At 49.3% G+C, this 18,062-nt stretch carries 14 protein-coding genes and 2 tRNA genes; 10 read left to right on the plus strand and 6 right to left on the minus strand.

Annotation, left to right across the window (positions count from 1 at the left end; translation table 11 throughout):
• The first annotated feature begins 18 nt into the window (after positions 1-18).
• The 6 genes from FZF21_RS13565 to FZF21_RS22225 all read left to right on the plus strand — a co-directional run bounded on the left by FZF21_RS13565 (position 19) and on the right by FZF21_RS22225 (position 5,251).
• The gene (locus FZF21_RS13565) at positions 19-2,208 is read left to right on the plus strand and encodes a TonB-dependent siderophore receptor (RefSeq protein WP_149121289.1); all 2,190 of its coding nucleotides are present in this window, start codon (positions 19-21) and stop codon (positions 2,206-2,208) included.
• Between the two features lie 163 nt (positions 2,209-2,371).
• Positions 2,372-2,447 (plus strand) — tRNA-Asn (locus FZF21_RS13570).
• 329 nt (positions 2,448-2,776) lie between these two features.
• Complete coding sequence (locus tag FZF21_RS13575; protein ID WP_017693121.1) at positions 2,777-3,103, plus strand: phage holin family protein; 327 nt, start codon at positions 2,777-2,779, stop codon at positions 3,101-3,103.
• On the plus strand, positions 3,090-3,479 hold the full coding sequence (locus FZF21_RS13580) for a M15 family metallopeptidase (RefSeq protein ID WP_023294975.1): 390 nt from the start codon (positions 3,090-3,092) through the stop codon (positions 3,477-3,479). Before FZF21_RS13575 ends, FZF21_RS13580 begins: the two co-directional genes overlap by 14 nt.
• A 246-nt stretch (positions 3,480-3,725) precedes the next feature.
• Positions 3,726-4,463, plus strand: coding sequence for an aryl-sulfate sulfotransferase N-terminal domain-containing protein (locus tag FZF21_RS22220; protein ID WP_244323618.1), 738 nt, complete (start codon positions 3,726-3,728; stop codon positions 4,461-4,463).
• Positions 4,460-5,251 (plus strand): aryl-sulfate sulfotransferase, encoded by a 792-nt coding sequence (locus FZF21_RS22225; protein ID WP_244323619.1) that lies wholly within the window; start codon positions 4,460-4,462, stop codon positions 5,249-5,251. Before FZF21_RS22220 ends, FZF21_RS22225 begins: the two co-directional genes overlap by 4 nt.
• Before the next feature lie 105 nt (positions 5,252-5,356).
• Here the strand turns inward: FZF21_RS22225 and FZF21_RS13590 are convergent, their stop codons facing one another.
• On the minus strand, positions 5,357-6,532 hold the full coding sequence (locus FZF21_RS13590; protein WP_085939390.1) for a cytoplasmic protein: 1,176 nt from the start codon (positions 6,530-6,532) through the stop codon (positions 5,357-5,359).
• A 132-nt stretch (positions 6,533-6,664) separates the two neighbouring features.
• Between FZF21_RS13590 and FZF21_RS13595 the strand changes: the two genes are divergently transcribed.
• From FZF21_RS13595 to FZF21_RS13605, 3 genes are all read left to right on the plus strand, one after another.
• Positions 6,665-8,218 carry a bifunctional UDP-sugar hydrolase/5'-nucleotidase gene (locus FZF21_RS13595; protein ID WP_015572415.1) on the plus strand — a complete coding sequence of 518 codons (1,554 nt, stop codon included), beginning with the start codon at positions 6,665-6,667 and terminating at the stop codon, positions 8,216-8,218.
• 128 nt (positions 8,219-8,346) lie between these two features.
• Positions 8,347-9,909, plus strand: a complete 1,563-nt coding sequence (locus tag FZF21_RS13600; RefSeq protein ID WP_149121288.1) for a bifunctional UDP-sugar hydrolase/5'-nucleotidase — start codon at positions 8,347-8,349, stop codon at positions 9,907-9,909.
• Between the two features lie 84 nt (positions 9,910-9,993).
• Positions 9,994-10,875, plus strand: coding sequence for a nucleoside-specific channel-forming protein Tsx (locus tag FZF21_RS13605; protein ID WP_149121287.1), 882 nt, complete (start codon positions 9,994-9,996; stop codon positions 10,873-10,875).
• Positions 10,876-11,029: 154 nt separating this feature from the next.
• Here the strand turns inward: FZF21_RS13605 and cbl are convergent, their stop codons facing one another.
• Both cbl and nac read right to left on the minus strand, forming a co-directional pair.
• A complete protein-coding gene (gene cbl, locus FZF21_RS13610) occupies positions 11,030-11,980 on the minus strand; it encodes an HTH-type transcriptional regulator Cbl (protein ID WP_017383311.1) in 951 nt (316 codons plus the stop codon).
• Positions 11,981-12,076: 96 nt separating this feature from the next.
• Positions 12,077-12,994: a nitrogen assimilation transcriptional regulator NAC gene (gene nac, locus FZF21_RS13615; RefSeq protein ID WP_003859531.1), complete on the minus strand. Its 918-nt coding sequence runs from the start codon at positions 12,992-12,994 to the stop codon at positions 12,077-12,079.
• A 320-nt stretch (positions 12,995-13,314) separates the two neighbouring features.
• On the opposite strand from nac, the gene FZF21_RS13620 reads away from it, so the two are divergent.
• Positions 13,315-13,390 (plus strand) — tRNA-Asn (locus FZF21_RS13620).
• A gap of 135 nt (positions 13,391-13,525) precedes the next feature.
• Here the strand turns inward: FZF21_RS13620 and ldtA are convergent.
• The 3 genes from ldtA to FZF21_RS13635 form a co-directional block, all read right to left on the minus strand.
• Entirely contained in the window at positions 13,526-14,458 is a 933-nt protein-coding gene (gene ldtA, locus FZF21_RS13625; protein WP_015572412.1) for a L,D-transpeptidase, read from the minus strand.
• 62 nt (positions 14,459-14,520) lie between these two features.
• A complete protein-coding gene (locus FZF21_RS13630) occupies positions 14,521-17,214 on the minus strand; it encodes a cation-transporting P-type ATPase (RefSeq protein ID WP_149121286.1) in 2,694 nt (897 codons plus the stop codon).
• Positions 17,215-17,261: 47 nt separating this feature from the next.
• Positions 17,262-17,693, minus strand: a complete 432-nt coding sequence (locus FZF21_RS13635; protein WP_003859525.1) for a universal stress protein — start codon at positions 17,691-17,693, stop codon at positions 17,262-17,264.
• Positions 17,694-18,062 lie beyond the last annotated feature (369 nt).

Here is an 18,062-nt window from a genome sequence, read left to right on the forward strand (position 1 = left end):
TTCAGGATCAACATAACAATGAAACGTTCTCATCTTTGGGTTTTAAATCCGTGCTTGCTTGCCATGCTTTCTACCTCTGCGTGGGCGGAAGAACAAAAGGAAGAAGATATTGTGGTCTCCGCCAGCCGGGCACATCGCAGCGTGGCAGAGATGGCGCAAACCACCTGGGTTATTGAGCGGGCGGAAATTGAGCAGCAGGTTCAGGGCGGGAAAGAGATTAAAGACGTGCTGGCCCAGCTGATCCCCGGCATGGACGTCAGCAGCCAGGGACGTACCAACTACGGCATGAACCTGCGCGGTCGCTCCATGATGGTGATGGTGGACGGCGTACGTCTGAACTCTTCCCGCAGCGACAGCCGCCAGCTCGACTCTATCGATCCGTTCAACATTGACCGCATCGAAGTGATCTCCGGCGCCACCTCGCTGTACGGCGGCGGCAGTACCGGCGGTCTGGTGAACATCGTCACCAAAAAAGGCCAGCCGGAGACCGAAGTGGAGTTCCAGACCGGGGCAAAAAGCGGTTTTAACAGCCATAACGACCATGATGAGAACGTCTCCGCAGCCGTGAGCGGCGGCAATGACAACGCCTCTGGCCGTCTGTCGGTCTCCTATCAGCGCTACGGCGGCTGGTATGACGGCAACGGCGACGAGGTGATTATCGATAACACCCAGACCGGCTTGCAGTATTCCGACCGTATCGACGTGATGGGGACAGGCACCATCAACATCGACGATCATCAGCAGCTCCAGTTAACCACGCAGTACTACAAGAGCGAATCCGACGGCAAGCACGGCCTGTTCCTTGGGGAGAATTTCGCTGCGGTCACGGGCGATGCCAAAGCCTATAATAAAGATAACCTGAACTCTGACCGTATCCCGGGCACAGAGCGTCACCTGATCAACCTGCAATACTCGAACACCGATTTCTGGGGTCAGGATCTGGTTGCGCAGATTTACTACCGTGACGAGAGCCTGACCTACTACCCGTTCCCGACGCTGAGCAAAGGCGCGGTGACCAGCATTGGCGCATCCCAGCAGAAAACCGATTTTTACGGCGGCAAGCTGACGCTGAACAGCAAGCCGATAGACGACCTGACCCTCACCTGGGGTGTGGATGCCGACCACGAAACGTTCGATGCCAACCAGCAGTTCTTTGACTTGAGCAAAGCGGCGGCGAGCGGCGGCATGGAGCTGGACAATGCCTACAACGTGGGCCGTTATCCGGGTTACAGCATTACCAACCTCGCGCCGTTCCTGCAAGCCAGCTATGACATTGACGCCATCACCCTCAGCGGCGGCGTGCGTTACCAGTACACCGAAAACAAGGTGGACGATTTTGTCGGCTACGCCCAGCAGCAGGCAATCGCCACGGGCAAAGCGAGCTCCGCTGACGCGGTGCCGGGCGGGAAAACCGACTACAACAACTTCCTGTTTAACGCCGGGATCCTTGGACGTCTTACCGAACAGCAGCAGCTGTGGTTTAACTTCTCCCAGGGCTTCGAGATCCCGGACCTGGCGAAGTACTACGGCTCCGGCACCTATCAGCTGGTCGATGGTCACTATCGCCTGCAAAACAGCGTCAACGTGAACGACTCAACGCTGGACGGTATTAAGGTCAATGCCTACGAGCTGGGCTGGCGCTTCACCGGCGATAACCTGCGTACCCAGGTGGCGGCGTACTACTCGCTCTCGGATAAAACCATCACCATCAACAAGAGCGACATGACCATCAACCTGGAGGACGATAAACGTCGTATCTATGGGGTTGAAGGCCAGGTGGACTATTTCTTCACCGACAGCGACTGGAGCACCGGGGCGAACTTTAACGCCATCAAGTCCGAAACGCGTGAAAACGGGAAATGGGAGAAGCTGACGGTCGACAGCGCCAGCCCGTCTAAAGCCAGCGCATGGGTTAACTGGGCGCCGGGCGACTGGGCCCTGCGCGTGCAGAGCACACAAACCTTCGACGTGTCTGACGCCGACGGTAAGAAGATTGATGGCTATAATACCGTTGATTTCCTGGGCAGCTACGCCCTGCCGGTGGGCAAAGTCAGCTTCAGCGTGGAAAACCTGCTGGACAAAGACTACACCACCGCCTGGGGCCAGCGCGCACCGGGGCTGTATAGCCCAACCTATGGCTCACCGGGTCTTTATACTTATAAAGGCCGTGGACGTACGTTTGGCCTGAACTACTCCGTTCTGTTCTGATCCTGCGCGCCGCCTGCGGGCGGCGCATTATGCTGTGCAATTTGAAAGCAAATTTGCTATTAAATCATCGGTTTGCTGAAATTCTCGGCAAACGAACAAAAACGGTGTTTTCCCCTTTGACAAGGCGCACGCAGGTCGATAATATGCGCCTCGTTCACACGATTCCTCTGTAGTTCAGTCGGTAGAACGGCGGACTGTTAATCCGTATGTCACTGGTTCGAGTCCAGTCAGAGGAGCCAAATTTGAGAAGCCTGCTTTTAAAGCAGGCTTTTTGCTTTTCAGCGCATGAGAAATGCAGGACGGCGCCCGTTGCCGTTTTAGTGTTTACCCCCACCTCCTCACCTGTCCCTGTTATATATTCCACTAATAAATAGAATCATTAATATTAATAACACATAACTATCATTCATCAAATATCGATCGGCAAAAACTATTAATTACATTCCGTGTGATATTCATCACAAAACGGGATTGCTCAACGTTTATTATTTACCGCATAGCAAAAGCAAATCGTTAGACCAGGAAAAATAATCTCATCAAGAGCTAAAGTTTTTTACTTATATACCCTATGGAGGTAATTGCTTTGCCATGGAAAGACCCATCATCAAATGCATTTTTTAGCTGGCTTTACATAATATTATTTGGCGCGTGGGGAGGACTTGTCAGATATCTCCTTGACGTTAAGTCAGGCCAGTCGGGAAGAAGTTTATTTTCTGCGTTAGCACAAATTATTGTATCAGGATTTACCGGTGTACTTGCTGGGTTGATGTCACAAAGCCTTGGTTCAGTATTTCATACTTCACTTGCAGTCAGCGGTATATCAGGTGCAATGGGTGTTGTTGCTCTTAATTATTACTGGAAGAAAATCTCTGGAGATAGTAATGATAAATCATGAATTTAGTAGAAAGACTGAAAAGAACCTTAAAGGAGTACATAAAGATCTTTCGGAGGTGATGAGAAAAGCATTGAAATTATCGCCTGTTGACTTCGGTATTTCTGAAGGGGTAAGAAACCAAAAACGACAGCTTGAGCTATTAGCATTAGGAAAATCATTAACGTCTAAAAGCAGGCATTTAACGGGGCACGCCGTCGATGTATTCGCGGTCATCAACGGTACCGTTTCATGGGATTTTAAACATTATCAGACAATTGCAACGGCTGTTTTTCAGGCCGCTAAGGAGTTATCAGTTGATATTGAGTGGGGTGGCAACTGGACGGAAATAAAGGATGGCGTTCATTTTCAGCTATCACGAAAGATGTATCCTGAATAGAACCTAACACTTTTGACATGTATATTTCCGCAGAGAATACAGCGCATCGTTATTTTCCGGATGATTAACCATGTTCTTTTTACATAAATTTTATAATAGGAGAATGAGAATACAAAATCGCTTTTAATTATCAAAGCACAAAATTATCCGTCAGGCGTTTATTTACTCGTTATTTATACAGGCGATGCTTAATTGCGCTGAAAAAAAACCATATATCTTATTGAATGAAATAAAAGGAATACCATCATGACAATTACTTATATTAAAACTGAACTTGCACCAGCCGACAACCAGCTCGCTGCATACCTTTATTTTACCTCAGATACCCCGGTAAGTTATTCTTACACTGTTACAAAAAGGACGACCAGTCCAACCAGCGTAGATTTTACCTATACATCGGATCTCATTTATGGTGTTACTCAAACCATTAAAATCCCTGTTATTGGTCTTTATGCGCAATATGCAAACAGTGTGCAGGTCGTATTTAAGGATGACACGGGTACTGAAGTTTTCAATCAGCCATTTATCATCAGTACAGAAGATCAGGAATATGATACATCTGTCATCTTCCACCTCGATATTGAGCAAACCGATCCTGCACTATTTACCTCTGTATGGGGAAACAGTTGGTTAATGGAATCCACTGGCCGAGGTTATGACCAAAATGGTGACCTGCGTTTTAACTTCTTATCGGTTTATCATCTCCAGCCGCTGCGGATCCACAATGGCTACCTCTATACTGGCAGCGACGAAGATATGGCGTGGTACGGCCGTCGCTTTTTCAAAATTGATATCATGGGCAATGTCGTCCTTGAATTCGACATGCGTGATGCTGATGGCAATCACTATGCAAATACTCATGATGTAGTCTGGGACTCCGCGGGCGACATTTATATGTTTGGCACCGATAGCCCTAACCGACTAACCAACACGATGGCGCAAGATGCGCTGGTTCTGAAATTTAACGATCAGACAGGAAAATGATTTGGGCGAAAAACTATACCAGCGAATATAGTGGTTCTCAAATTCTGAATAACAATACGCCTAATGATGTCCATTTTAACTCTCTTACATGGATTGCAAGCAGCCCAAATAACGAAGAAGCCATTATTGTCCATTCTCGCACAACGAGTACAACTTTTGGTATCTCTATCGTTGATGGCAGTATCTTGTGGGCAATCGACACAGGTAATTTCAACCCTCAGTTCCCGGCAAAACAAGCGACTATTCATATAGATAATTCGGGTATTACTCATTTTGAAAATGGTGCCCATACGGTGTGCATTACGAATAATAGTGCTTTTTCTGCCAGTATCGATCCTACCGCAGGAAAATTTGTCTTATCAGTGTTCGATAACCGATCTTGCGTAGATGAAAATGGCAACCCCGTTATTCGTCCGATAAATGACGCAGCGACGTCGGCCCCCTATCAAACAGATCCAGCCCGCATTCTGTTCTATGCGGTCGACTTAGCAGCAGGCACCGCTGTTGAGATTCATGCGCCTGTTGAACTCCCAACGACGCCTATCCTCCAATGGACCGACTTTATGGGAGGCGTGTTTGATCATGGTGATTATTTCACTATTTTTACCTGCCATGCGCGCTCATTCTTTATCAGTGACGTAGACGGTAATATGGTTGCCTCTATCTATGATGTGATTTCTTTATCTGATGGCGCTCCTCAATACCCAGGGGAGGCCTACCGTGCAAGATTATTTAATGAAACGGAGCTTACTGACGTCATCACTGCGGCATCTATTTATGCAAATTAATCAAATGATGTAACAATCTGGAACAGATGCAATTGATCACTGCATATGTTAATAGGGGGTCATGTCGAGCCATGACCCCTTGATGCTATATACGAAGCGCACAGGTCATGACTTCATCGCCGAAAAGATTGAGCCATTATTCATACCTGAAGGCGCTAATGTAAATTTATCGTTATAGTCTTGCGCCAGGGAAAGTAGTATTTGCGTGACCCGCCCTGCGGATAGTTGCGCGCTGCGACTAAAATGCGTTTGTTTATATAGCCAGTTGATAAAGCACCTGCTGGCCGTTAAAGAGAGCCTTTTAGCGTTACTGCTATCCCCCCCTGTTAATGGGCAAACCATCTTACGGTTTCTTCCCTGCTCCCAAAGCTGCCACTGACTTTGCCACCAGCCATGCTGTGACGTTCTCTGAAAATTCCAGGGTATATCACTATCATTATCGTTGATTTCTTCTTCTATAAACCACATTTCACCTTGCCCCAGGCGAAACAAATTTGCCCAGGCGGTAATGACTGCTCCCCGAAGAAAGCATTCGTGTGAAATAACATGCATCTTTACCTCAGGAAAGAGGAGATTCAGTATTCGAAAATGCCCGTGAGCCGCTATCACCGGGCGCACAATCGAACCTCTGGCGTTACATTTCAGAGCCGCGCTTCCATACTGTATTTCATCGAACTGGCTCCGACGCAGAAACTGTGTCTCTCGCATATCAACGCGTTTTACAATATCAGCGTGATGCAAATCAGGCTCGATATTTCCCTTCCAGTGATAACGTAATGTTTCCCCACTTTGATGCTCAGTAAAATTAGTAGAGAGATGAATAATATTACCGCGGATGGCATCAAAACTGATCAGGACATACAATTTCTGTTCTGCAATTCTCCCCTGGAACGGTACAACCAGTGACACAGTTTCAATACGTTCTGGATACACTATTTTTCTTTGCTTTTGCTGTTTGGGTGTCCAGACTTTTTTGCAGGCGCGGCACTGAACGCGCTGTGTCCCCCGTGGGTTATAACCATAACAAATAGTTTTCGGGCAATAACATTCAGGGCAAAAATAACCGTTTTCTAAGGCATAGGCGCTTAAGCAAGAAAAAAGCCATTCATTAAATTGTTGTTCATTAAACAGAGGGGGATAACTCCCACATGCCCGGCAGTGCAATGCTGGATATCCCAGCCTGTAGTCTGGCCAACTGTAATCTTCAGATGCTGATACTGGCAGCCCTAAATTACGGCAACCAAACGATTTACAGGTATTAATCGTAAACAGAATCAATATTAATCACCAACGATTTGAATGGGTCGGTGATTTTGCCGCATAACTCTTGCATAAGTGTGTGAGCAGGTTCGCATAAAAAATCCTTTCAGAACGTAAAGTAGCGAATCTTTATATGACTGAAAGGAACGACTTATGAAGATAAAGTTAATCGCTGCGGGTATTCTGACGACGCTACCATTTTGGGCCTGCGCTAAGGATGTCACCATCCTTTATACCAATGATCTCCATGCTCATGTAGAACCTTATAAAGTGCCATGGATTGCTGACGGCAAACGGGATATTGGTGGCTGGGCGAATATCACTACTCTGGTAAAAGAGGAAAAATCAAAAAGTAAAGCGACATGGTTTTTTGATGCAGGTGACTATTTCACTGGCCCTTATATTAGTAGCTTAACGAAGGGAAAAGCAATTATTGATATTATGAATACCATGTCGTTTGATGTTGTAACGATAGGTAATCATGAATTTGATCATGGCTGGGATAATACATTATTACAGCTAAGCCAGGCGAAATTCCCTGTCGTACAGGGCAACATATTCTATGAGAACAGCAGCAAATTATTCTGGGATAAACCTTATACCATCGTCGAAAAAGATGGCGTGAAAATTGGCGTCATTGGTTTGCACGGCGTGTTTGCCTTCAATGATACCGTCTCCGCGGCAACGCGCGTAGGCATTGAAGCGCGGGATGAAATTAAGTGGTTACAGCGCTATCTGGATGAACTGAAAGGCAAAGTCGACCTGACCGTATTGCTGGTCCATGAAGGTACACCGGCGCGTCAGTCCAGTATGGGAGGGACCGACGTACGACGTGCACTGGATAAAGATATTCAAACTGCAAGCCAGGTGAAAGGTCTGGATATTCTGATTACGGGACATGCGCATGTCGGTACGCCGGAACCGATTAAAGTTGGCAATACGCTGATCCTCTCGACCGACAGCGGCGGCATTGATGTGGGGAAACTGGTACTGGACTACACGAAGCCGCATCAGTTTACGATGAAAAATTTTGAGCTTAAAACCATTTACGCCGATGAGTGGAAGCCCGATCCGCAAACGAAACAGGTTATAGACGGCTGGAATAAGAAACTGGATAAAGTAGTTCAACAAACGGTGGCGCAGTCGCCGGTTGAGTTGACGCGCGCGTATGGTGAATCAGCCCCGCTGGGTAATCTGGCTGCGGACGCTCTACTGGTGGCTGCGGGTAAAAATACTCAGCTAGCCTTGACCAACTCGGGCGGCATTCGCAATGAGATCCCGTCGGGCGCAATTACGATGGGTGACGTCATCAGTACGTTCCCCTTCCCTAACGAGCTGGCCACAATGGATCTTACGGGTAAACAATTACGCACGTTGATGGAACATGCCGCAAGTTTAAGTAATGGCGTCTTGCAGGTTTCAAAAGGCCTAGAGGTGAAGTATGACAGCAGTAAACCAATCGGTCAGCGGGTCGTCGTATTTAACCTTAATGGCAAGCCGATTGAGGATGCGACAGTCTACCACATTGCCACTCAGAGCTTCCTTGCTGACGGCGGCGATGGTTTTACCACCTTTACCGAGGGTAAAGCGCGTAATACAACAGGCGGTTACTACGTTTCTAATGCCGTGATCGATTACTTCAAAGCGGGCAACACTATTACGGATGAGCAGCTCAACGGCATGCGCGTTGCTGATGTGAAAAAGTAAAGGTTCTTACCATACAGGCTTTTGGCGCCGCATTGGTGATGAATGCATTGAAATAAAATAAACGTTTAAGGGTTCATACCTCTACATGGACCCTTTTCAAGCTATTATTTTTTTCAAGGGAATTGATTATGAAGAAAAATATAAAGCTGAGCCTGATTACGTTATGTTGGTTCGCAACGTTAACCGCCTCAGTTCATGCAAAAGATGTAACTATTTACTATACCAACGATCTACATGCTCATGTCTCTCCTGGGAAACTACCCACCGTTGACAAAGAACGTCTGGTAGGAGGTTTTGCGAATATAGCGACCATCGTCAATGATGCTAAGAAAATAAGTAAAGATGTTTTTTTCTTTGATGCAGGTGATTACTTTACCGGGCCCTATATAAGTACCCTGACCAAAGGCGAAGCCATTATTGATATCATGAACACCATGCCCTTTGATGCTGTGTCAGTGGGAAACCACGAATTTGACTATGGCGTTGATAACATGGTTAAGCAGTTATCAAGAGCACACTTCCCCATTTTGTTAGGTAATATTTTTTATACCAACAGTGAAAAGCCCGTCTGGAATACCCCTTGGACGGTTGTCGAAAAAGATGGCATCAAAATTGGCGTAATCGGGGTACATCAGAAATTTGCATTTTATGACACGATTGCAGCTAAGGCTTACGCTGGTTCAGAGGCGCGTGATGAAGAGCCTTATATTCAAAAAGGGCTTGATGCCTTAAAAGGTAAAGTGGATATCATCGTGCTGCTTATTCATGAAGGTACGCCAGCGCGCCAGTCAAGCTATGGAAACAAAGACGTAGCCAGAATGCTACAAGCTGATATCGATACCGCGAAGAAATTTAAGGGTATTGATGTATTAATCACAGGCCATGCCCATGTAGGGACGCCAGAACCGATTAAAGTTAATGACACTATCATTGTTTCAACGGATGCCTATGGTACTGACATTGGTAAATTAGTATTGGATTTTAACCCTCAGACGAAGAAAATTGTGCGTTACAAAGGTGAATTAATCACTGTATTTGCTGATGAATATAAACCTGATCCAAAAGTTCAGCTTAAAATTGATGAGTGGAATGCCAGTCTGAAAAAAATCACTGGCCAGGTTATTGGTTCGACAACGGCGCACTTTACGCGTTCATATGGGGAATCATCACCCGTCGGTAATTTGATAATTGATGCCATGATGGCAAAAGTGCCGGATGCCGTCGTTGGATTACAAAACAGCGGAGGGATACGTGCTGATTTCCCACAGGGAAATTTAACCTACGGCGATGTTATTACCACCTTCCCGTTTAATAATGACCTGGTTGAAATGGATCTTACCGGAAAAGATCTCACCGATTTAATGATCCATGCGACTAATCTCACCAATGGTATTTTGCAAGTATCAAAAAGCGTTCATGTTGTCTATGACAGTACAAAACCGCTGGGCAAACGTCTCATTAAATTCACTGTCAATAATCAACCCATAGATCCGACCAAGATATATCGGGTTGCTACACACTCATTTTGTGCGACAGGTGGCGATGGATTTGAAGCATTTTTAAAAGGGAAAAATATTAAAACTATTAACAGCACTACCTCTGCCGATTCAATTATTGATTATGTGAAGGCGCATAGCCCAGTTAAACCCGATCATGAAATGAGGGTGACTGATGTAAGCGCAGCAAAATGAATTAAACAAGAAGTGATTAAATACTGACATGTATTTTAAATACCACTCGCTTTTCAACATACTCCCATTAAAGGAAATACACGCATGAAAAAAATGAAATATCTTTTACCAGGCGCATTGATAATGCTCCCCATGATTGCGTTTGCGGACTCTGGTAATAATGAATATCTATCAGACTGGTGGCATCAAAGCATTAATATAGTCGGCAGCAACTCTACTCGCTTTGGGCCACAAAAAAGGTCCGATCTCTATCCAGAATACCGTGCGTGGGCACATGTGGATTGGTTTGATTTTTACGGCTATGCGGATTTACCTAAATTTTTTGGTTTGGGAAATGACAACGACATTGGTATTTGGGACAATGGCTCGCCATTCTTTACAGAAATAGAGCCACGTTTTAGTATCGGTAAATTAACGGGACTTGATCTGAGCGTTGGTCCATTTAAAGAATGGTATTTTGCTCACAACTATATTTATGATGCGGGTACTAACGAAGGACAGCGTCAAAGTACCTGGTATATGGGAATTGGGACGGATATTGATACGGGATTACCGATAACTTTATCTGCAAACATCTACGCTAAATACCAGGGGAATAATTATAACGCCGCCAACGAAAACGAATGGGATGGATATCGCTTTAAATTAAAATATGCTATTCCTTTAACTACACTGTTTGGCGGGAAGCTAAATTACGTCGGTTTCACCAATTTTGATTTTGGCTCAGACTTAAAAGACGAATCAGGTGGCGAGCAACCCTTTTACTCCCGTACTAATGATTCAATAGTTTCTACCCATATCCTCAGCTTAGTTTACTCTCACTGGAGCTATGGCGCGACCCTTCGTTATTTCTATCATGGTGGGCAATTTGAAGAAGGCAGTAAAGCATATAATAGCAAAGGACAGATCACCCGTATAGACTCTACGGGGTGGGCCTACTATTTAACTGCCGGATACACTTTTTAAATATGTCTAAAAGGAATTAGCCATTAAGAAATAAAATAATAATGCCATTCATTTATGGATGGCATTATTTTATTTAACTCGGTACACGCATCACCCAGGAAGACTTAGAGCCACTCTTACCGTTCCCGGCAGACAATGCGCCGCCGGGCAAAAACTAAATCTGATAATCAATCGCCACTTCTTCCGGCTCCATCACCTGGCGTTTGATCTCATCCACGGAGAGCCCCGCATTGCACAGCTCGATAAAACGCCACACATAGTTACGCTGAAGCTGCCCGCGCTTCAGCCCCAGCCAGACGGTGTTCGCATCGAACAGATGACGTGTATCCAGACGCACCAGATTACCAGCCTCATATTCTCCGCCAGACTGCTCGGCCACCAGGCCAATCCCCAGCCCTAACTCGACGTAGGTTTTGATCACGTCGGAATCCTGCGCGCTCAGCACCACGTCCGGCGTGAGCCCTTTACGCTTGAACGCTTCATCTATGCGCGAACGCCCGGTAATGCCCTGCCGGTAGGTGATAAGCGGCCATTTGACGATCTCTTCCAGCGTCAACGGTGAAACCTGGTTCAGCGGGTGTTCGGCGGGTAATAGCAGGCTGTGGTGCCAGCGGAACCACGGGAACGCCACCAGCAGCGGGTCATTGCTCAGCCGTTCACTGGCGATACCGATATCGGCCCCACCGTTATGCAGCAGCACTTCAATTTCCTGCGGCGTGCCCTGGATCAGTTCGAGACGTACGTCCGGGAAGATCTCACGAAATGCTTTGATAACCGTCGGAAGGCTGTAACGCGCCTGTGTATGGGTGGTGGCGATAGTCAGCACACCGGAAGCGTCGTTGGTAAAGAGATCCGCCAGCCGACGAACGTTGCTGGCCTCGTTGAGAATGCGCTCAGCGATGGTCAGCAATGCCTTGCCTGGCTCGGTCATACCCAGCAGGCGCTTGCCGCGACGGATAAAAATCTCAATGCCTAACTCCTCCTCCAGCTCGCGGATATGTCGGCTGACGCCCGACTGAGAGGTGTAAAGCATATTGGCGACTTCGGTCAGGTTGTAATCCCGCCTGGCCGCCTCACGAATAATTTTAAGTTGCTGGAAATTCACAATTCACTCCGGCGCATCTGACATAAGGCTATTGTTAGAGTCAGGCGGGCTGGAGAACAAATAATAAAAACCAGCATCTTATGCTTATTTGGAATATCAGCTGACGAGTTGCAGCTCGCGATTTTCCAGCGACGGCTTACTGACCAGCGACATCAGGATCTCTTTCACCGCCTGCGCCTGCGGTGACAGGGAGCCGCGCGCGGACATATTCAACGACAGCGGTAAGCTCATGGATGGCGTGGTGATGCGGGCCATCCAGCCGTTCGCCGCGCTGCACAGTGAACGTGCGGCAGACTCGGGCAGAACCGTTACACCCATGCCGCTGGCAATGGCGGCAGTCAGCGTGGAGATGGAATCAATCTCGCCGATGATCTTCGCCGTCAGACGGCGCAGCGAGAACGCTTCGTCAACGCGCACGCGCACGGCACTGTAGTCGCGCGGCAGGAACAGGTTCATCTCTGCCACAGCGGTTAAATCAATGCTCTGGCCGGGGCAATCACGGGTACCGACCAGGTAAAGATCTTCCTTCAGCAGCGGCTGGCTGGTGATCCCGGCAACCGGGGAGCGATCGTACAGCACCGCCATATCCAGCTGACCGTTGAGCAGTTTGTCATTAAGCACGGAACCACTGTTCTCATGCAGATAAACCAGCACTTCCGGTAGCTCCGCGCGCACCGCCTGAAGCAGCGGCATGGTGACAGACGATGCGGCCGTTCCCGGCGCCAGCCCGATGGAGACATGGCCGCTCAGGGTCTGACCCACATTGTGCACGGCCAGCTGCGCCTGTTCACACTGACGCAGGATCGTGCGGGCATGGGTATATAAAATTTTTCCCGCTTCGGTAGGCGTTACGCCGCGCTTGGTGCGGATCAACAGTTGCTGGTCCATTTCGCCTTCCAGAGTCGCGACCTGCTGGCTCAGCGCAGGCTGCGCGATATGCAGCACTTCAGCCGCCTGGGTCAGGCTGCCGATATCGACGATTTTTACGAAGTATTTCAGTCGTCTTAAGTTCATGTTGCCCCCTGTTCGAAAATAGCGTGCCGGTAACGGCTGTGTTGTTAAACAGGTTTTGCAATATGGATGCCAGTTTTTTGCAGCGGGTGTATGTCGCTGCTAAGCGGCTGAAAATAAGGAAAGCCAATCACTGGTGCCTGTTTTGAGTCGAGGACAACGGTTTCCGATCTGCCCCATTCGGGGTATATCTGCACAATAATGGTGCATTCCGTTGGCAAAAACGTCACTTTGCTGGTTTTGTCAGCAAACAGTTCAAAGTCGGCGATCCATCCTTTGACAAGGCGTACGCAGGTCGATAATATGCGCCCCGTTCACACGATTCCTCTGTAGTTCAGTCGGTAGAACGGCGGACTGTTAATCCGTATGTCACTGGTTCGAGTCCAGTCAGAGGAGCCAAATTTGAAAAGCCTGCTTTTAAAGCAGGCTTTTTGCTTTTCTGCGTTCGGTCAGTTTGTCGGGTGGCGCTGTGCTTACCCGACCTACATTCTGCGTTCGGTAAAATTGTCGGGTGGCGGCTTCGCCTTACCCGACCTACGGTCCTGTAGGCCCGGTAAGCGCAGCGCCACCGGGCATAGCAAGCTTCACCGGCATCCCCGACCGCCGTTCCAGCTCAGCCCCCGCCCCTTCACTTATTAGCTGCGTCCTTTGTGCGGCTGAAATGGGCAGCGGCACCTTATTTGTCGATTCAAATTCCGCGCGATTGCGTGACAGCGGCTCGTGAACCTCTACCCAACGGCTACCGTCCGGCTCGGTGGTCACCTTTAAGGGCTGATCGATAAGCTGTACCCTCGTCCCCACCGAAACGTTATCGAACAGGTATTTGATATCGTTATTACGCAGGCGAATGCAGCCCTGGCTGACGCGCAGACCAATGCCGAAATTTGAGTTGGTACCGTGGATCGCGTACAGCCTGCCGATATAGAGGGCATACAGCCCCATCGGGTTATCCGGCCCGGCGGGAACGAACGCGGGCAACGTTTTCCCCTCTTTCGCGTAAGCGCGTCGCGTATTTGGCGTGGGTGACCAGGTTGGGCCTTCCTGTTTGCGCTCAACGGCGGTTACCCAGTTACGCGGCGTTTCGCGCCCGGCCTGACCGATGCCAATAGGCAGCACCTCAACCGTGTTGCTGCCGGGTGGATAATAGTAAAGTCGCATTTCCGCGACGTTCACCACAATCCCCTCGCGCACCGTTGGCGGCAGAATAAGCTGCTGGGGTACCACCAGCTGTGTTCCGGCTCGCGGTAAAAACGGATCCACCCCCGGGTTGGCTTCCAGCATATTGCTCAACCCCTGTCCGTGCTGCGCTGCAAAAGCTTCGAGCGGCAGAGTATTGCCCTCAGGCACGGTGATGGTGATCGGCGCCCCCACCAGACGGCTGCCCTCGGGAGGGAGGGGGTAGGTTACAGCAGATGCAGCGGGAACCAGAATACCAAGCGTAAAAACGAACGAGGCAAATCGAATCATAGTGTTCTGTACTCAGTCAAAGAGAAAGCCTGCCGGTGGGCAGGCTTAGCCTACTCATTCAGTCATCTTTTCGTCGTGCGCCATCTCCGGGTAAGGACTTTTTCTGCTTCAACAATCATGAACATCGCAAACCCAATCAGGAAGGTAATGATCCAGTAGCGGAACGGTAGCGCTTCGGTACCGAACAGCATTTGCATGAACGGCGCATAGATGATCAGAAGCTGAAGTGCCAGAAGTACGCCGCTCACAATCCATATCCCCTTGTTAGCCAGCAGACCTTTACTCAGGGAGAAGCCGTCGGTGACGCGGCAGTTGAGCATGTAAAACCACTGGGCGGTGACCAGCGTTTGCAGCAACACGGTGCGGATGAACTCCGGTGAGTAGCCGCGTGGTTGCAGCCAGGCCTCCAGCACAAAGGCGCTGATGGCAATCATCAGGCCGACAAACACCACTCGCCAGATGGCATAACCGTCCATCACATGCAGGTTAGACTTACGCGGCGGCCGGTTCATGATGTCCTTCTCACCCGCTTCAAACGCCAGGCCAAACGACAGCGTTGCCGAGGTTGCCATGTTCATCCACAGGATCAGTACCGGTGTTAATGGGATCAGGTTCCCCGCCAGCAGGGCAATAATGATCAGCAAGGCCTGGGCGATGTTGCTCGGGATAACGAACAAAATGGTCTTTTTCAGGTTGTCGTAGACCCGACGCCCTTCATGGACCGCCCGGGCAATGGTGGCAAAGTTATCATCCGTTAACACCATATCGGCGGCTTCTTTGGTGACTTCAGTACCTTTGATCCCCATCGCGATGCCGACATCCGCCCGCTTCAGCGCAGGCGCATCGTTCACCCCGTCCCCCGTCATTCCTACCACTTCCTGCTTACTTTGCAGCGCCTGCACCAGGCGGAATTTATCTTCCGGGCTGGTGCGGGCAAAGATATCGTATTTTTGCGCCGCCTCGCTCAGCTGGTGGTCGTCCATCGCCTCCAGCTCGCGCCCGGTAATGGCGCTCACCGCGTTGCCAATACCCAGCATCTGACCAATGCTCATCGCCGTTTGTGGATGATCGCCGGTAATCATTTTCACGTGAATGCCCGCCTGCAAGCAGTCGGCAATGGCCGAAATAGCTTCCGGGCGCGGGGGATCCATCATGCCCGCAATGCCGAGCAGTATGACCCCTTCTTGCAGATCCGCATGCGTCAGCTCGTGCTGCCCGCTGGCGGCCGGTTTCCAGGCCGCAGCCACCATGCGCAATCCCTCGCGCGCATACTCTTCAATCTTCTCTTCCCAGTAGTGCAGGTTGAACGGCTCCAGCCCGTTTTGGGTCTGCTGGTGCTGGCAAAGACGGAAAAGGACGTCCGGCGCACCGGTGATTAACATCACCTCTTCGTCGCCCAGGCGATAGAGGGTGGACATGTATTTATATTGCGAATCAAATGGGATTTTACTGCGCAATTCGGCGTCAATTGCCGGAAGCGGAATTTTGGCCGCCAGCACCTTCAGCGCGCCTTCGGTAGGCCCGCCGGTGATTTTCCACAGCCCCTGCTCATCTTTGATCAGCTGGCTGTCATTACAGAGATCGACTGTGCGCAGATAGCGCTCCAGCACAGATCCCGGGTTCACGGTGACCGGTGTCGGATCGTCAACGGGGTGAATAGTACCCACCGGCTCGTAGCTGTCTCCCTCCACGCGGTAGGTGGTGTCCGCGGTAATCACCGCTTTTACCGTCATCTCATTCATGGTCAGGGTGCCGGTTTTGTCCGAGCAGATAACCGTCATCGCCCCCAGCGTTTCCACGGTAGGCAGCTTGCGAATAATCGCCTTGCGACGCGCCATCGCCTGCACGCCCAGCGAGAGGATGATCGAGATAATGGCCGGTAATCCTTCCGGCACCGCCGCTACCGCAAGGCTAATCAACGACAGCACCAGCTCTGATACGGGCATATCACGGAAGATAAGACTGAAAACGAACAGCGCCAGCATCATTACCAGAATGGTGATAAAAATGGTCTTGCCGAGCTTGTCCATTTGCACCATCAACGGGGTACGGTGTTTTTCAATGTCTGACATCATCTGGTTGATATGGCCGAGTTCAGTCTCCCCACCGGTCGCCACCACCAGCCCTTTTCCCCCGCCGGAGCTGACGGTGGTGCCAGAATAAAGCAGGTTGTAACGGTCGCCTAACGGCAACTCCCCATGGAGCGCATCGCTGCTTTTCTCCACTACCGTGGATTCGCCGGTGAGAATAGCTTCTTCCACCCGCAGGTTGTGCGCCTCTGTCACACGAAGATCGGCAGGAATGCGATCCCCGGCGCGTATCACGACGATATCTCCGGGCACCAGCGCTGTCGTCGGGATAGTTTCATGGTTGCCCTGCCGGATGACCACAGCCTCGCTGGAGAGCATATTGCGAATACTTTGCAGTGATTTCTCCGCATTGCTCTCCTGAATATGGCCAATCAGGGCGTTAATGATGGCTACCCCAAGAATGACAAACATATCCACCCAGTGTCCCATTATCAGCTTCAGCATCGCCGCCGCCAGAAGGACGTAAATAAGGACATCGTTGAAATGGGCCAGAAAGCGCAGCCAGCCAGGTTTACCCGGTTTTTGCGGTAAGGCATTTTCACCGTATTTTTCCAGCCTGGCGGTGGCTTCTGTACTGCTAAGTCCGTCGAGGCTGGATTGGATATTTGTCAGGGTTTCATCAACGGTTTGTTGATAATACGGACGGTGAGGCTTTTCTGTTATCATCGTTCCTTCCTCGGGTTCTTTTCAGAAATCACCTTGCTTTCATGACATTAACGAATAACGAAAACAGGAACATGCGCGTAACGAACGATACTCGCCGCCTCTGACCCTAATAAATGAGTTTGAATATTTGGATTACGCGATCCCACAATAATCGCACCGACGTTAAGCTCATCCGCCAGTTTGATTACCTCATCACGTATATTCCCGCTGCGAACATGTAGATGGACATTTGCTTCCGGCAGGTTGATTTTTTTTACCAGCGCAGCCAGTTTTTCTTTAGCATTATTAATCATATATTCATCCATCTTTCTCGCGTCTGCAATAAAACCGCGGGTCAGTTCCGCCGAGAACTTTGGCATAACGTACAGCAGATGGACATTACCCGATGCGCTTTGCGCCAGGAATTGGGCATGCTGTAGCGCTTTATCAGACAATGCTGTTTCGTATACATCCACCGGCACCAGAATCGTTTTATACATATCAAGCATCCTTTTTTATAACCAACACAACAGTGAGTGAATCAGGAGAGATCGCATCAAACCCATGGGTACAGGCGTGAATGCCTTTTACGGAAAAAAAGGAATGGATGCTATTAAACGTAGCACAGGAATATCAGGATGTTATTCAAAGGGGATACACCATCGTAACGCTTGTTTCGCCTGAGTATGTCACGCCACTAATAATGGTTATTTAACATTTATTTATTCACCGACTATGCTCATAGTCAGGCATGCAACACGTTTATTCTCTTTATCCCGCGCCACCTTCAACCTCATGGAGGAATGCATGTACGGTTTAAGCCTGATTCGCCTTGGTTTGTTTATTGCGCTCGCCATTATCGCCAGCAC

It is taken from the genome of Enterobacter sp. LU1 (assembly GCF_008271405.2).
Taxonomy (GTDB): domain Bacteria; phylum Pseudomonadota; class Gammaproteobacteria; order Enterobacterales; family Enterobacteriaceae; genus Enterobacter; species Enterobacter hormaechei_C.

Excerpts from the sequence above, each read along its gene's own strand:
- FZF21_RS13565 (WP_149121289.1), top strand. The coding sequence starts at position 19 with ATGAAACGTTCTCATCTTTGGGTTTTAAATCCGTGCTTGCTTGCCATG.
- FZF21_RS13575 (WP_017693121.1), top strand. The coding sequence starts at position 2,777 with ATGGAGGTAATTGCTTTGCCATGGAAAGACCCATCATCAAATGCATTT.
- FZF21_RS13580 (WP_023294975.1), top strand. The coding sequence starts at position 3,090 with ATGATAAATCATGAATTTAGTAGAAAGACTGAAAAGAACCTTAAAGGA.
- FZF21_RS22220 (WP_244323618.1), top strand. The coding sequence starts at position 3,726 with ATGACAATTACTTATATTAAAACTGAACTTGCACCAGCCGACAACCAG.
- FZF21_RS22225 (WP_244323619.1), top strand. The coding sequence starts at position 4,460 with ATGATTTGGGCGAAAAACTATACCAGCGAATATAGTGGTTCTCAAATT.
- FZF21_RS13595 (WP_015572415.1), top strand. The coding sequence starts at position 6,665 with ATGAAGATAAAGTTAATCGCTGCGGGTATTCTGACGACGCTACCATTT.
- FZF21_RS13600 (WP_149121288.1), top strand. The coding sequence starts at position 8,347 with ATGAAGAAAAATATAAAGCTGAGCCTGATTACGTTATGTTGGTTCGCA.
- FZF21_RS13605 (WP_149121287.1), top strand. The coding sequence starts at position 9,994 with ATGAAAAAAATGAAATATCTTTTACCAGGCGCATTGATAATGCTCCCC.
- nac (WP_003859531.1), bottom strand. The coding sequence starts at position 12,994 with ATGAACTTAAGACGACTGAAATACTTCGTAAAAATCGTCGATATCGGC.
- ldtA (WP_015572412.1), bottom strand. The coding sequence starts at position 14,458 with ATGATTCGATTTGCCTCGTTCGTTTTTACGCTTGGTATTCTGGTTCCC.
- FZF21_RS13630 (WP_149121286.1), bottom strand. The coding sequence starts at position 17,214 with ATGATAACAGAAAAGCCTCACCGTCCGTATTATCAACAAACCGTTGAT.
- FZF21_RS13635 (WP_003859525.1), bottom strand. The coding sequence starts at position 17,693 with ATGTATAAAACGATTCTGGTGCCGGTGGATGTATACGAAACAGCATTG.